Consider the following 12,546-nt stretch of genomic DNA (forward strand, 5'->3'; position numbering starts at 1 on the left):
GGAGGGTTCATTATGGCTGATTTACGAATAAACCTTGCAGGAATTAAATCACCGAATCCGTTTTGGCTTGCCTCGGCACCTCCAACGAATTCTGGTTATCAGGTTCAACGAGCGTTTGAAGCAGGTTGGGGAGGAGCTGTTTGGAAAACGCTCGGAGATCCGATTTTAAACGTGTCTTCTAGGTTTGCTGCTGTAAGCTTTAACGGCCAACGTGTCGCTGGCTTTAATAATATTGAGTTAATTACCGATCGACCTTTAGAGGTGAATTTACGAGAAATCTATGAAACAAAAAAGAGATTTCCAAACCATGTAATCATTGCCTCACTAATGGTCGAGCCGAAGCAAGAGAAATGGCATGAAATTGTTAAGCGCGTCGAGGATGTTGGTGTTGATGGGTTAGAGCTAAATTTTGGCTGTCCACATGGAATGGCAGAACGTGGGATGGGAGCGGCATCTGGTCAAGTACCAGAGTTAGTCGAAAAGCAAACCTATTGGGTAAAGGAAGTTGCGCAAACACCCGTCATTGTTAAGCTAACACCAAACATTACTGATATTACCATAACAGCTGAAGCTGCTGTTCAGGGTGGTGCTGATGCGATAAGTATGATCAATACGATTAATAGTTTAGCAGGTGTTGATCTGAATACGTGGAACACGATCCCACATGTTGCTGGCAAAGGGGCTCATGGTGGCTACTGTGGACCGGCTGTTAAGCCAATTGCACTTAATATGGTGGCAGAATGTGCAAGAAGTCCAAGGATTAATGTTCCAATCTCAGGTATGGGCGGAGTCTCAAACTGGCAGGATGCCGTTGAATTTATGCTGATGGGAGCAACGGGGGTACAGGTTTGTACAGCGGTGATGCACCATGGGTTTAGAATAGTTGAAGACTTTATTGAAGGTCTATCAAACTACTTAGATGAAAAAGGCTTGGACTCAGCTATGGACTTAGTAGGTAAGGTAGTTCCGAAATATTCGGACTGGGGGAACCTTGATCTCAACTACAAGATCGTTGCCAGGATTAATAAAGATACCTGTATCAATTGCAACAAGTGTCACATTGCCTGTGAGGATACCTCGCACCAATGTATTGATATGTTGAAGGAAGAGAGTGGAAAGCCATATCTGCAAGTTCGTGAAGAGGATTGTGTAGGCTGTAATTTATGTTCGATCGTCTGTCCTGTGGATGGGGCGATTGAGATGGTGGAGCTACCACATGAACAAGCGCCAATGACGTGGAACGAGCGTCAAGCAGCTCTTGGAGCAGTTCAATCTTGTAAAGTAGACTTTGTAAAATAGGAGGATCTCGATGAAAAAACTAATTAGAAACGGAACAATTGTAACGGCAACAGATACCTACCAAGCAGATGTGTTAATTGAGAACGGAAAAATTTCGACGATTGGACAACTGCTCTCTGAAGAAGGTGCAGAAGTAGTTGACGCAAATGGCTGTTATGTCTTTCCGGGGGGAATTGACCCACATACTCATTTAGAAATGCCGTTTGGAGGAACGATTACGGTCGATGACTTTGAAACAGGCACAATTGCAGCTGCGTTTGGTGGAACAACCACTGTCATTGACTTTTGCTTAACGAATAAAGGGGAGCCATTAAAGAATGCCATCCAAGTTTGGCATGACAAGTCCAAGGATAAAGCAGTGATTGATTATGGATTCCACTTAATGATTGGTGAAGTGAATGACGCTGTTTTAGAAGAGCTACCGAGTGTCATCGACGATGAAGGAATTACTTCCTTTAAAGTATTTATGGCCTATAAAAATGTGCTACAAGCAGATGATGAAACATTATTCCGTACGTTAGTAGCAGCTAAAGAGCTAGGCGGCCTCGTGATGGTACACGCTGAGAACGGTGATGTCATCGACTTTTTAACAAAAAAAGCATTGGCTGAAGGAAATACGGATCCAATTTATCATGCTCTTACAAGACCACCGGAAATTGAAGGTGAGGCAACAGGCAGAGCGGCACAGCTAACAGGTTTAGCAGGCTCACAACTGTATGTTGTTCACGTTTCTTGCGCGGATGCAGTTGAACGCATTGCGGAAGCGAGAAATAAAGGCTTTGACGTTTGGGGCGAAACGTGTCCGCAATACTTGGTATTAGATCAAACAGCTCTAGAAAAGCCGGATTTTGAAGGGGCGAAATATGTCTGGTCGCCACCACTCCGGGATAAATCCCATCAAGAAGTACTTTGGAATGCTTTGAAAAATGGGCAGCTACAAACATTAGGTTCTGATCAATGCTCATTTAATTTTAAAGTTCAAAAAGAACTAGGGAGAGGAGATTTTACGAAAATTCCAAATGGTGGTCCAATTATTGAAGATCGTGTCAGCATCTTATTTTCCGAAGGGGTGAAAAAAGGCAGAATTGATCTTAACCAGTTTGTCGACATAATGTCTACTAGAATTGCAAAATTATTTGGGCTGTTTCCACAAAAGGGAACAATTGCTGTTGGTTCTGACGCTGACATTGTCATTTTCGATCCAAACGTAGAAAGAACGATCTCAGCAGAAACCCATCATATGGCGGTTGATTACAGCGCCTTTGAAGGAATGAAGGTAACAGGAGAACCTGTATCCGTCTTATCCAGGGGAGAGTTTGTCATTCGTGACAAGCAATTTGTTGGGGCTCCTGGTAAAGGACAATTTTTAAAACGAGCAAAATATGGCTCAACGACTTCAGACAAAAGTCAAACACTCAAAATCTAGCGCAAACAATCCTACTCATAGCAAGTGCGTAAGAGATCTTATGCACTTGCTCTCCTAGTAAAATTATAAACCTAAATATCTGAATATTAAGAAAATAATACACTGGGGGCGATTAAATTGGACAAAAAAGAAAGTTATCTACGGTCACCGGACTTACTTCCTACCACCCAAAGTGGGAAGAAAATAAGTCCGATTGGTTTTGCTTTTATCTGGGTAGGAATGGCAGTTGTGCTTGCGGCATTTGCTATTGGAGGAACTGGGGTTCAGAGTCTCTCGCTTGGCTGGGTTGTGTTCGCAACAATCATCGGTTCGATTGCAATTGGACTTTGTATGACATTAATTGGTGATATTGGTGTGGAACATGGGCTATCATTTCCTGTTTATATGCGGGCTCCGTTTGGAACGGTTGGTACTCATATCCCATCTATTATCCGGGGATTTGTAGCATCATGTTGGTTTGGGATCAATACGTATTTTGGTTCAACAGCGATGAATGCCATTTTATTTGTCCTTATAGGTTTTGATAACTGGTTCGTCTGTTTCTTAATCTTCGCAACGATACAGGTTATTAATACGTCATTAGGTATTAAGGCAGTTGAGAGATTTGCTGATTTAGCAGCTCCAATCATAATCTTAATTTCAATTTGGATGTATTCAACGCTATCAGAATCTGCGTTAGCCCAAGGACGTGAAGTGTGGGCTTGGGTGGAAAGCCCAGTCACTGGTGGCGCAGCGTTTACTGCATTTATTGTTGTGATTATGGCAAACATGGGCTTCTGGGGAACACTCGCTGCTGATATGCCGTCTCTTTCGCGCTTCTTTAAGGCCCCTTTACGTGAAAGAAACTGGTTTAAGCGAAACAAAACTCAAATTGTTGGTAGCTTAGTAGCTTTACCGATTACACAAACGTTTATGATTATTATCGGTGGAGTTTCCTATATTGCTGTTTCTAATTATGATCCTGTTGTTGCCTTACAGGAAGCCGCTTCTGGATTAGTACTAGGAATTCTTTTGTTAATGATTGTGTTTGCCCAATGGTCAACAAATATCTCGGCGAATTTAATTCCAGCAGCGACAATTTATTCCAATGTTGGTGGACCAAAAGTTCCGTTTTGGGCAGGGGTAGTAGCGGCCGGGGTCATTGGAACGATCGTCCAACCGTGGAGCTTGTTTGGGATTATCATTCCTGCACTATTAATCGTCGGTGGAATTCTATCAGCAATTGTAGGGATTTTGTTTGCTGACTATTATCTATTACGTAAGCGTAGAGTGAATGTTCAAGATTTATATAAAGACAATGGCCAATACCGTTACTACAATGGCTTTAATATGGCAGGATTTATTGCCTGGATTTTAGGTGGGGGGTCTGCTTACTTCTTATCAAACTACTCATTTATCGTTGGCTTCCTTGTCGGGTCCGTTACTTATTATTTCCTAGCAAAATATTGGTGGTTCTCGAAATATGAGCAAGCAGAAATTACGGATCCGAATGATGAGAAGTATTTAGGAATTACAGTCGGGCGTTACTGGGAGGTTGATGAGGCGCCTGAAACTGTGGAGGTTCCAGTTGGTGGGGCAGTCATTCCTGGAGAAAAAGCATAGATATAGAGGAGAGGATTAAAAGATGTCATCATATAATGAATATATAGCTGAGCGTGAAAAAATTGATTTTTTGATTGAGCAAGGCTATAAAATTAAAGCCGTCACAGAAAACTTAAGTGGTGCTTTTGTAGAATTTCAGCAAGCAAACGGGGAATCTCTAAACGTTGAAACGTTACACATTTTAACAGCCGATGCAAGAAAGTATTTTTCAGGAATTCTTATTCAACAAAAAACGTAAATTAATTAAAGGGGGTATTAGGCATGGAATTTAAGTTAAGCTCTAAGCAAAATGTGTTCCCGTGTGAAGTGACAATTGATGAGGATAATGGTCGATATACAATTCGAAAGCCAGATTCATGTGGTGAAATCTTTAATACCCCTCAAGACCTAATCCTCTGGGTTCTGAAAAACTGGAGCGCCGAACAGTTTTGCGACGAAAGTCAATTTCATGCAATGGTTAGAGAGATGGAACTAAATTACCCATTCATCAATTAAGAAGCAGGGACTCCCTTAATGGGTTTCGTTACCTATCGCAAAAAAAATGTAGAGTAAATTGCCTATCAAATTGTTACTAAATTTGGTAGGCAATTTTTATTGGTATAAAGCGATTTTTCAAAAATTATAGTGATATGTATGTTCAACAGGTTACATACGCAAATGAGGGTACAAATTAATGTACGGTTTAACTTAAATATATCTTTCCAGTTCTCAATTGGAATACAAACTTAAAAAAACTCACAAGGAAATTGGTATTTTATGTTAAAGTAGTAAAGAGTTATAAAAACAAGTTTGTGAAGAGGTGTACTTTAGCTAACGAAGCAGGATAGTTAAAGAAGCTATAAATTAAATAATGACTTTTAGGTGTGATAAAAATTGAACAAACGATTAAGGAAGAAGTTTGAAAATAGATATAATATTTTAAACGAGGCGAAACGTCAAAAGAGAAAGCGAAAAGGGAATCGGTGCATACAGTATGAACTTTTACCAATGGGAGAAGACGATAAAATTGCGATGCTAAACGATGAAATAACACCTGACTACCCAAACGCTACACACTGGCTTTTGGACTTGTACCATCGAAAATTGAACAACGTTTATCAAGTTAGAGTTTTTCCTTGTTCTAAATTTGGTGGTAGTCCAACTCAATCGCCTGTTCGAATGATTTTTAGTAGCGAGAATATGTTCGAAAAAGTTGTTGGAGATATGAGAAAGGATAAGTTTTGGGATGCTGATTATTAAGGATATTTTTGGTAATGTGTTATTACAGTAATGGAAGCAATAGCACAAGAAGGCTGTTGCTTCTGTTGCATTGAGCAGGATAGTACCTTAATAATTACGATAATAGTTCTCTTAAATAGAGGTGAAAAAATGAAATGCGATGAATGTGGATATGACCACAAAGAGGTATTAAAGCATTGGGAATACAGGGGCGAAAGTAATAATGACGGATTTACTTATACTATCCTTTCCAATACTTATGATGGAGAAATACTTAAAGAAATACTGAGTCATTCATTGTCACTACATAAACCACCATTTGATTTATTTATAGATACTTGTGTTGTGGAAACACATGGATGTAAAAATTGCTTTTTAGAATATTTAAGAAGTGCAGAAGAACGGAGAAGAATAGAGCAACAATTTTTTGATTTAGGTATAACCCTACATGAATTCTTTTAGTATTTAACTCAACTAAAGAATGCGAATGTTCAAGGGAGCAGTCGCTTTTTTAATTGATAAGCAGTTTTTTAAAACGACAATAAAACTTTACTTTATGACAATAAAACTTGACATTCGGTTATACGAATTATAGAATTAAATCGTAGAATGTTAGGAGGCTTATAAATGAATAGGAAAGATATTTTAAAAAAAGCTCAGCAGGAAAAAAAGGATGAACGTGAAGAACATGTTAAAACTAAAGCATTTCAAATTGGGTGGTTAAGTGTTACTGCAGTTATATTATTTTTAATCATTTTTCGCACCTTTAATAATGAATTCGTCAGCGACATTTTGATGATACTGGCAGCACAGACAGCCGCAGTTTCTTTTTATCAATATTTTAATATGAGAGATAGGAAAGGATATTTATTTACTGGAATCATGTGTACAATTGCAGTTTTTCTTTCTTTTGCAGCTTTGCTAAGCCAATATGGGGTGTACTAAATGAAAGATAAGCCCGAACAACTTATACTTAAAAATCGTTTGAAAATAGCACGAGCAGAAAAGAATATGTCACAAGGTGAATTGGCAAATACAGTTGGTGTCTCAAGGCAAACAATTAGTTCAATTGAGACAGGGCAGTTTAACCCGACGGCTAAATTAGCATTAATATTATGTATTGCATTAGATAAGAAGTTTGAAGAGCTGTTTTATTTTGATTAATTCAATTATTATTAGCTTCTTCCACGAAAGGATAGCGTTAGCACAAAAAACTGACGCTGCTCTTATTCAACAAACGGGTGCATTAGTTCCAGAAAGGTGATGTTATGGCTCATTTATGGGATAGTTTTTTAGACGAAATAGGGCTAGATAAAGTTGACAGGGAAATTGCTAATATAACGACACTGATTGAAGAACCTTCAGGTGAACCAAAAGAACAAGTTTTAGATGAGATATTTGATTTTGTGAAAAGGCTATATGGTGATGAGAAATGTACTATCCTTTGGTGGGATGGTAAAACAATACCTTCTACAAAAATAGTCAGCAAAGATGACATAGGTTATTTACAAAATTTATGGTCAAGGATTGCAGGGAATTATCTTTTATTTTTACCGATAACCTTTGATGAGAGCAAAATTAATGTTGAAGATGAAGAAAAATTCATTGGAAGAATTTTAGTTTTGTACTCTCATTTAATATTGAAGTCACCTGACGCATACGAAATTTTATATTTTAAAATTAAAAAAAATAAAACTTTAATAAATTAAATGGAGAGCGATAGCTTAGTTGAAGGTTATCGCCTTTTTCTTGTTGAAGTAAAAAAAGAAAAGCGATATTAGGATGTAAGTATTATTGAAGTTTTAACTGTTTTTATAACTTTTTGAAAGAGGTTGATATTATGGGATTTGTTGTAGCAATTGGAGTTGTTATAATAGCAATTACTTGTCTATCTATTGATGGGAAATTGAGAAAGAACAACGAACATAATATTTTTTCATCGAGTATTATTGAGAAAAAGTTAAAATCTATTGAAGAACAAAACAAACGTGTAATAGAAATTTTAGAAGAAATTAGGGATAAAAAATAAAAACCCTATTAAAGTAACGATAAGCTTTTCTTGATTAAAGAAATTTGAGGTATCTTAAAGATATTTTTGATAAAATAGAAATATAATTATTTCACAAAGGGGGAGTAAAAATGTTATGGGAAGATGTTCGAAAAGCATATCCAGATAAATGGGTTGTATTTGAAGCAATTGAAGCTCACTCAGATAGTAATTATCGTATAGTAGATGATATTGCGGTAATAGATAGTTTCGACGATTCAATGGACGCATTCCGTCGTCATAATGAATTACACAAACAAAAGTCTAATCGTGAACTTTACTTCTTTCATACATCTAGGGAAGAACTCGAAATACGTGAGAAGAAATGGACAGGACTTAGAAAAATATGATTAAGATAAAAGAATTGTCAGAATTACCATTTATAGAAGCTACAGTTACATTTCGAAGGCAGAGCTTAAAATTAGAAAATGTTTTAATTGATACTGGATCTGCTGGAACAATTTTTAATGTTAACAAACTTGAAGTGATAGGAGTAAAGCCAGAAGCTAATGATGTAACTCAAACGATTCAAGGAGTCGGTGGACTTGAGTTTGTTTATACTAAAAACATAGATCAAATCTCTATTAACAATGAAATCACAATTCAAAACTTCCATGTTGAATTAGGGTCAATGGATTATGGCCTTGAGATTGATGGTATTATAGGCTTTGATTTCATGAAGGAAGTAGGTCTTATTATTGACTTGAAACAGTTCAATATATCCATAAAGTAAGTCCTCTTTTAAAGGGGATATTTTTTTTCATAGAAGTTATGGCTATGTGAAGTGTTACACTTAAAGTAAACGGAAGCAATAGTTGAGGAACTGTCGCTGCTTCCGTTGTGGTGCAAACGAGGAAACTGAAAATGAAAGAAGTTTAAAAGGAGGAACTTGTGGAACTTTTATTATACTTTGCAATTTTTTTAAATCCGATATTAGCGATAATATTTTGTTTAAATTTAGTAGAAATTATTAGGAAAATCTCTGCTAATACTGAAGCTGAGACTACAAAACATACATTTTGGATGACTATTTCATTGGTATATATTGTTGGAACAATTACAATAGCAAGTATTTTTGCTTTATAGTTTAGAGTTGTTGGGTAACTAGTTATATAGAAGCTAAGTTCATATTGTGTTAACGAAAGCGTTTATTCAAGAAGGAATAAACGCTTTTCCTGTGGAATTTATTTACAAATGAGTAGAATAGTTGCGGAAAATTAAATAGTAAAGGGGTAGAAAAATGAAGATTTCAGATGTGTTCTATGATTTACCGACTCTGGAAACAGAAAGAATTCTATTAAGGAAATTTATACTTAATGATGCTAACGATATGTTTCAATACTCATCTGTTCCAGAAGTATCGAAATTTGTTCCGTGGGAAACTCATAAAACAGTAGAAAATTCAAAGGATTTCATTAGTTATATCCTAAAACAATACGAAGAAAGTAAACTAGCTCCTTGGGCTATTGAATTAAAGGAAAATAGAAAGGTAATTGGAACAATTGATTTTGTTGCTTGGTTCCCGCAACATTATCGTGCTGAAATAGGGTTTATCTTATCTAAAGAACATTGGGGATCGGGCTTAATTCCCGAAGCAGCAAATAAAGTAATCCAATTTGGGTTTGACAGTATGGAGTTGAATAAAATAAAGGCACCTTGTATGGTTGAGAATGTTCAATCTCAAAGAGTTTTACAAAAGCTTGGAATGACATTAGAAGGAGTTATGAAAAACGAATATTATATTAAGGGTATGTTTAGAGATATGGCTGTTTACTCTTTACTAAAGAAAGATTTCCAAAGAAACTAATAACCTACCCTTATTTAACAAACGGGTGCTTACCTTTAAGTAGCATCGGGCATGAAAGTAACGATGAGAATATGGAGTGAAGCTGAACATGTACGAATTGCTCTTAGAGATTAAAACATTTAGGGATTGGGCTATAACAGCAGATCAATCATTCGGAGAATGGGAAACTGAGTATTTCCATTGGGACAAAATTTATCATTTTGCTAGCCAGTTAATAGAGAATATAGCTGTTGAAAGATGGAGTTCAGAACTTCTAAATGAATTTTTGTATATTTTAGCCAGGGACAATGAATGTGAAATAATTATTGATACTTTAATAGAAAATCCGCACCAACTGTTATCAATAGCAGAACACTCGGTTTCCTTTCCAGACCATGATACAAGATGGCAAATAGCTTATGGGCTTGGAGAAATAAAAGAAAACGGTCAAGAAATAAAAAAACTTTTAAAGAAATTTCTATATGATGAGGAGGAATATGTCAGAAGAAGAGCTACTTTTTCTTTAGGGAAAAAGGGATTAAAATTGTAACTTTCTTATTGCGTTAACGGGTGCGTTACTGGAACAAGTAACAGTGACCCTTCTTTATAACTCATGAAGCTGGTTTGTTGAACAGGAAGTAATGAGGGGAGAAAAACTTTATTGATGAGGTGTCGAGATTGAAAGAATTATTTACAAAATTGTTATTAGTTATGTTCTTCATTGGAGTGATTAGAATACTATTTAAGCATATTTTTACATATATTAGTAGCTATGTATCTGGAAGCTTTGGATTTAGCGTTATTATTTTATTAATTATACTTATTATTTCCTTAATAGCTACTCAATGGTTTCAGGGGTTAAGAATGAGTGGTAAACATAAATCTATAATTGTTATAATTATTCTTTTATTAAGCGTGTAAGCTTTGCTTAAACATCAGCAGTGACACTTTTATATTAGTATTGACTAGTTTTTTCAACATGATATTAAATTAACGAAAGCGAGAGCCAATAAGGCGGTTCTTCTGTTGCTATTGGAGAGATGAATAAAAGAGGTGAAAAAAATTAATAAGCAGATTAGCATCATTAATTTAGCAATCTTTGTGGTTATTTTATTGCCAATTTTGTACGGGGTTAGTTATTTCTATGAACGTACTGGAAGTCGTGGAATAGCAGTTAGTATGAAGATAGAGGAAAAGATTTTAGTAGTCGACAAACATTATATCATTTTATGAAGTGAACATGACCCTAACTACATAATTGAAGTTGTAGTACCTGCAACAACTTGGAGCCTTGTCGATGAAAATGAAAAGTATACAATTAGATACTATAAAAGACTATTTGATAATCATTATAAACTCAAAACCATTGACCATGAAAAGGAGTAATTAATCTTACTTACTTCTCACTAAACCAGTTAATAGAAGCTCGGTTCTTATTGCGGATGCGATAGCAGAACAGGTCTGTCGCTCCTTCAATTATTGAAGCAAAGAGTTGAAGAGGAACTAAAGAGAAGGTTGATGTTATAGAAAACGATGAAAAGAGTGGAGGTGAAAAGAATGAAAAAAGCAAAGAATTATTGCGGTGCAATTTTTGCAGTAGGTGTAATACTGTTTATTATTGGCATATTTAATATTATTTATTCCAACGTTAATGTATACTTTGTAGGTTTAGGTGATGTTAGTTTATATTTTCTGTTGTCAACGGGAAGTGTTTTATTATTTATAAGCTATATTATTAGTAAAATTTTAGACAATATTGAAGTGGAAATAAACGAGGTAAAAGACCGTACATTAAATTTAGACATTAAAATAAATAATCAAAGACGTTTATAAAATAATGTCACTTTGATAAATGACTTATAGAGGACAAATTATAGAAGAATATTAAACTAACGGAAGCAATAGCTGAACTAGGCATCATTTCCAAACAAAGATTGTTTTGGTCGATTAATGGCTGAGTCAAGTAAACCTGCATCTTTTACTCCAACTGGTTCATTTGGTGAATACAACGTATTTGAACAGTATTAATTGCAATTACTTGGTTCGTTGTTAGATAAACGATTTCATCCATTATCTGCTCACTAACCCTTTAAAGGCTTTATCATGTTCTTTAATTACTTCATTTAAGATATCCATGAATTCAGCATCAACACCTTCTGGGAGTGTAATTTGCTCTTTTTTCCGTAAGTCAATTTTGCCATCTTTGACTTCTACTTGAACATCATCACCCTGTGCTAAACCAACTTGTCTAAGCAACTCAGTAGGTATAGTAATGCTGTAACTATTTCCAATTTTAGTAACTTTTCTTTCGAATTGTTCCAATGAATTTGCACCTCCGTTATAATCGTTATAACAAGATTATAACAAATTTAGTGATTAGATAAAAATCTTATTGTATTGACGAGAGCTACTGTTGAGTAGCAGCTGCATCTGTTAGTTTTTTTAACCATTAATTAATTCATAATGTGAAAGGTTGATAATATATGCCTGTCCATGAGTTCGGCATTATCCATGATTTTAATACCCTAGAAGATTATGGCTACTATGCCCCAAAAGAATATAAATGTATTTCAGTTGATGATGATTTAATTCAGAATTTTTCTGAAACCTTACAAGTAATGAAGAGTTCCTTCCATTCGTCTGATGGTTTATCTGATAATTCGTTAAAATATTCGATCGGTATTTTAGTGAGGGGGAAATGTGTTTGAAGTTAATTGGGAATAAATGGTTTTTGGTGGTAGTAATATCGTTTTTTGCTCTAATAATTAGTTATTATCTCTTCTTTGAAAATTCCCAGATGACAAAGAGTATTGGCATGGGAGGTATGATTGTAGAAGAAAAACACCATTATATTGAGCCAGGTCAATATTTTGAAATGTGGATTATTGGATATAATGCTCATGAAAAAAAAGAGAATCGTGAGCGTTATAAAATTTTCATTAAAGAATCAATGGTTTATAACTTAATTGAAGAAGGCGAGGAATATATGGTTTCCTTTAAATCATTCAGGGAAGATGAAGAATTTGGTTATGTCTATAAATTGGAGCAAATTAGTAATCAAGAGGAATATCAGTTGCGAGGAAAGGGGCGTATTAAGTAAGTTTCCTTAATATTGATTATTAAACAAACGAATGCATTAGAGAAATCTTGTCTTTTTTTAGCTAAAGG

General features: G+C 35.5%; 21 protein-coding genes. 20 read left to right on the forward strand and 1 reads right to left on the reverse strand.

Annotation, left to right across the window (positions count from 1 at the left end; all coding sequences use genetic code 11):
• Window positions 1–12: 12 nt before the first annotated feature.
• The 18 genes from preA (at window position 13) to DS745_RS03385 (ending at window position 11,211) form a co-directional block, all read left to right on the forward strand.
• Entirely contained in the window at window positions 13–1,299 is a 1,287-nt protein-coding gene (preA, locus tag DS745_RS03300; protein WP_129076769.1) for an NAD-dependent dihydropyrimidine dehydrogenase subunit PreA, read from the forward strand.
• 10 nt (window positions 1,300–1,309) lie between these two features.
• The gene (gene hydA, locus DS745_RS03305) at window positions 1,310–2,725 is read left to right on the forward strand and encodes a dihydropyrimidinase (protein ID WP_129076770.1); all 1,416 of its coding nucleotides are present in this window, start codon (window positions 1,310–1,312) and stop codon (window positions 2,723–2,725) included.
• 117 nt (window positions 2,726–2,842) lie between these two features.
• On the forward strand, window positions 2,843–4,327 hold the full coding sequence (locus DS745_RS03310) for an NCS1 family transporter (RefSeq protein WP_129076771.1): 1,485 nt from the start codon (window positions 2,843–2,845) through the stop codon (window positions 4,325–4,327).
• Window positions 4,328–4,349: 22 nt separating this feature from the next.
• Window positions 4,350–4,565: a hypothetical protein gene (locus tag DS745_RS03315; protein ID WP_129076772.1), complete on the forward strand. Its 216-nt coding sequence runs from the start codon at window positions 4,350–4,352 to the stop codon at window positions 4,563–4,565.
• Window positions 4,566–4,588: 23 nt separating this feature from the next.
• Window positions 4,589–4,822, forward strand: coding sequence for a hypothetical protein (locus DS745_RS03320; RefSeq protein WP_129076773.1), 234 nt, complete (start codon window positions 4,589–4,591; stop codon window positions 4,820–4,822).
• A gap of 378 nt (window positions 4,823–5,200) precedes the next feature.
• Window positions 5,201–5,566, forward strand: a complete 366-nt coding sequence (locus DS745_RS03325) for a hypothetical protein (protein WP_129076774.1) — start codon at window positions 5,201–5,203, stop codon at window positions 5,564–5,566.
• Between the two features lie 129 nt (window positions 5,567–5,695).
• Window positions 5,696–6,007 carry a hypothetical protein gene (locus DS745_RS03330; RefSeq protein ID WP_129076775.1) on the forward strand — a complete coding sequence of 104 codons (312 nt, stop codon included), beginning with the start codon at window positions 5,696–5,698 and terminating at the stop codon, window positions 6,005–6,007.
• A gap of 165 nt (window positions 6,008–6,172) precedes the next feature.
• Window positions 6,173–6,490 (forward strand): DUF6442 family protein, encoded by a 318-nt coding sequence (locus DS745_RS03335; RefSeq protein ID WP_129076776.1) that lies wholly within the window; start codon window positions 6,173–6,175, stop codon window positions 6,488–6,490.
• The gene (locus tag DS745_RS03340) at window positions 6,491–6,709 is read left to right on the forward strand and encodes a helix-turn-helix transcriptional regulator (RefSeq protein WP_129076777.1); all 219 of its coding nucleotides are present in this window, start codon (window positions 6,491–6,493) and stop codon (window positions 6,707–6,709) included.
• 104 nt (window positions 6,710–6,813) lie between these two features.
• Complete coding sequence (locus DS745_RS03345; protein WP_129076778.1) at window positions 6,814–7,254, forward strand: hypothetical protein; 441 nt, start codon at window positions 6,814–6,816, stop codon at window positions 7,252–7,254.
• A 131-nt stretch (window positions 7,255–7,385) separates the two neighbouring features.
• On the forward strand, window positions 7,386–7,574 hold the full coding sequence (locus DS745_RS03350; RefSeq protein ID WP_129076779.1) for a hypothetical protein: 189 nt from the start codon (window positions 7,386–7,388) through the stop codon (window positions 7,572–7,574).
• A 110-nt stretch (window positions 7,575–7,684) separates the two neighbouring features.
• Window positions 7,685–7,942 carry a hypothetical protein gene (locus tag DS745_RS03355; protein ID WP_129076780.1) on the forward strand — a complete coding sequence of 86 codons (258 nt, stop codon included), beginning with the start codon at window positions 7,685–7,687 and terminating at the stop codon, window positions 7,940–7,942.
• A complete protein-coding gene (locus DS745_RS03360) occupies window positions 7,939–8,325 on the forward strand; it encodes a retropepsin-like aspartic protease (protein WP_129076781.1) in 387 nt (128 codons plus the stop codon). The genes DS745_RS03355 and DS745_RS03360 overlap by 4 nt, the downstream gene beginning before the upstream one ends.
• A 158-nt stretch (window positions 8,326–8,483) precedes the next feature.
• A complete protein-coding gene (locus tag DS745_RS03365; RefSeq protein WP_129076782.1) occupies window positions 8,484–8,678 on the forward strand; it encodes a hypothetical protein in 195 nt (64 codons plus the stop codon).
• A gap of 154 nt (window positions 8,679–8,832) precedes the next feature.
• The gene (locus tag DS745_RS03370) at window positions 8,833–9,399 is read left to right on the forward strand and encodes a GNAT family N-acetyltransferase (protein WP_129076783.1); all 567 of its coding nucleotides are present in this window, start codon (window positions 8,833–8,835) and stop codon (window positions 9,397–9,399) included.
• A gap of 88 nt (window positions 9,400–9,487) precedes the next feature.
• On the forward strand, window positions 9,488–9,928 hold the full coding sequence (locus DS745_RS03375; protein WP_129076784.1) for a HEAT repeat domain-containing protein: 441 nt from the start codon (window positions 9,488–9,490) through the stop codon (window positions 9,926–9,928).
• Window positions 9,929–10,431: 503 nt separating this feature from the next.
• Entirely contained in the window at window positions 10,432–10,611 is a 180-nt protein-coding gene (locus DS745_RS03380) for a hypothetical protein (protein ID WP_129076785.1), read from the forward strand.
• 324 nt (window positions 10,612–10,935) lie between these two features.
• Window positions 10,936–11,211 carry a hypothetical protein gene (locus DS745_RS03385; protein WP_129076786.1) on the forward strand — a complete coding sequence of 92 codons (276 nt, stop codon included), beginning with the start codon at window positions 10,936–10,938 and terminating at the stop codon, window positions 11,209–11,211.
• A gap of 237 nt (window positions 11,212–11,448) precedes the next feature.
• On the opposite strand, the gene DS745_RS03395 is transcribed toward DS745_RS03385, so the two are convergent.
• On the reverse strand, window positions 11,449–11,700 hold the full coding sequence (locus DS745_RS03395; RefSeq protein WP_129076787.1) for an AbrB/MazE/SpoVT family DNA-binding domain-containing protein: 252 nt from the start codon (window positions 11,698–11,700) through the stop codon (window positions 11,449–11,451).
• A 161-nt stretch (window positions 11,701–11,861) separates the two neighbouring features.
• Here DS745_RS03395 and DS745_RS03400 point away from each other — a divergent pair, with 161 nt between their 5' ends.
• Together DS745_RS03400 and DS745_RS03405 are read left to right on the forward strand one after the other, a co-directional pair.
• Window positions 11,862–12,086 carry a hypothetical protein gene (locus DS745_RS03400; RefSeq protein WP_129076788.1) on the forward strand — a complete coding sequence of 75 codons (225 nt, stop codon included), beginning with the start codon at window positions 11,862–11,864 and terminating at the stop codon, window positions 12,084–12,086.
• Window positions 12,083–12,478: a hypothetical protein gene (locus DS745_RS03405; protein WP_129076789.1), complete on the forward strand. Its 396-nt coding sequence runs from the start codon at window positions 12,083–12,085 to the stop codon at window positions 12,476–12,478. The genes DS745_RS03400 and DS745_RS03405 overlap by 4 nt, the downstream gene beginning before the upstream one ends.
• Window positions 12,479–12,546: the final 68 nt, after the last annotated feature.

The organism is Anaerobacillus alkaliphilus (genome assembly GCF_004116265.1).
GTDB lineage: Bacteria > Bacillota > Bacilli > Bacillales > Anaerobacillaceae > Anaerobacillus > Anaerobacillus alkaliphilus.

What these genes read in the sequence shown, in the direction of transcription:
- preA (WP_129076769.1), top strand. Translation starts at nt 13, where the DNA reads ATGGCTGATTTACGAATAAACCTTGCAGGAATTAAATCACCGAATCCG.
- hydA (WP_129076770.1), top strand. Translation starts at nt 1,310, where the DNA reads ATGAAAAAACTAATTAGAAACGGAACAATTGTAACGGCAACAGATACC.
- DS745_RS03315 (WP_129076772.1), top strand. Translation starts at nt 4,350, where the DNA reads ATGTCATCATATAATGAATATATAGCTGAGCGTGAAAAAATTGATTTT.
- DS745_RS03320 (WP_129076773.1), top strand. Translation starts at nt 4,589, where the DNA reads ATGGAATTTAAGTTAAGCTCTAAGCAAAATGTGTTCCCGTGTGAAGTG.
- DS745_RS03330 (WP_129076775.1), top strand. Translation starts at nt 5,696, where the DNA reads ATGAAATGCGATGAATGTGGATATGACCACAAAGAGGTATTAAAGCAT.
- DS745_RS03335 (WP_129076776.1), top strand. Translation starts at nt 6,173, where the DNA reads ATGAATAGGAAAGATATTTTAAAAAAAGCTCAGCAGGAAAAAAAGGAT.
- DS745_RS03340 (WP_129076777.1), top strand. Translation starts at nt 6,491, where the DNA reads ATGAAAGATAAGCCCGAACAACTTATACTTAAAAATCGTTTGAAAATA.
- DS745_RS03345 (WP_129076778.1), top strand. Translation starts at nt 6,814, where the DNA reads ATGGCTCATTTATGGGATAGTTTTTTAGACGAAATAGGGCTAGATAAA.
- DS745_RS03350 (WP_129076779.1), top strand. Translation starts at nt 7,386, where the DNA reads ATGGGATTTGTTGTAGCAATTGGAGTTGTTATAATAGCAATTACTTGT.
- DS745_RS03355 (WP_129076780.1), top strand. Translation starts at nt 7,685, where the DNA reads ATGTTATGGGAAGATGTTCGAAAAGCATATCCAGATAAATGGGTTGTA.
- DS745_RS03360 (WP_129076781.1), top strand. Translation starts at nt 7,939, where the DNA reads ATGATTAAGATAAAAGAATTGTCAGAATTACCATTTATAGAAGCTACA.
- DS745_RS03370 (WP_129076783.1), top strand. Translation starts at nt 8,833, where the DNA reads ATGAAGATTTCAGATGTGTTCTATGATTTACCGACTCTGGAAACAGAA.
- DS745_RS03375 (WP_129076784.1), top strand. Translation starts at nt 9,488, where the DNA reads ATGTACGAATTGCTCTTAGAGATTAAAACATTTAGGGATTGGGCTATA.
- DS745_RS03385 (WP_129076786.1), top strand. Translation starts at nt 10,936, where the DNA reads ATGAAAAAAGCAAAGAATTATTGCGGTGCAATTTTTGCAGTAGGTGTA.
- DS745_RS03400 (WP_129076788.1), top strand. Translation starts at nt 11,862, where the DNA reads ATGCCTGTCCATGAGTTCGGCATTATCCATGATTTTAATACCCTAGAA.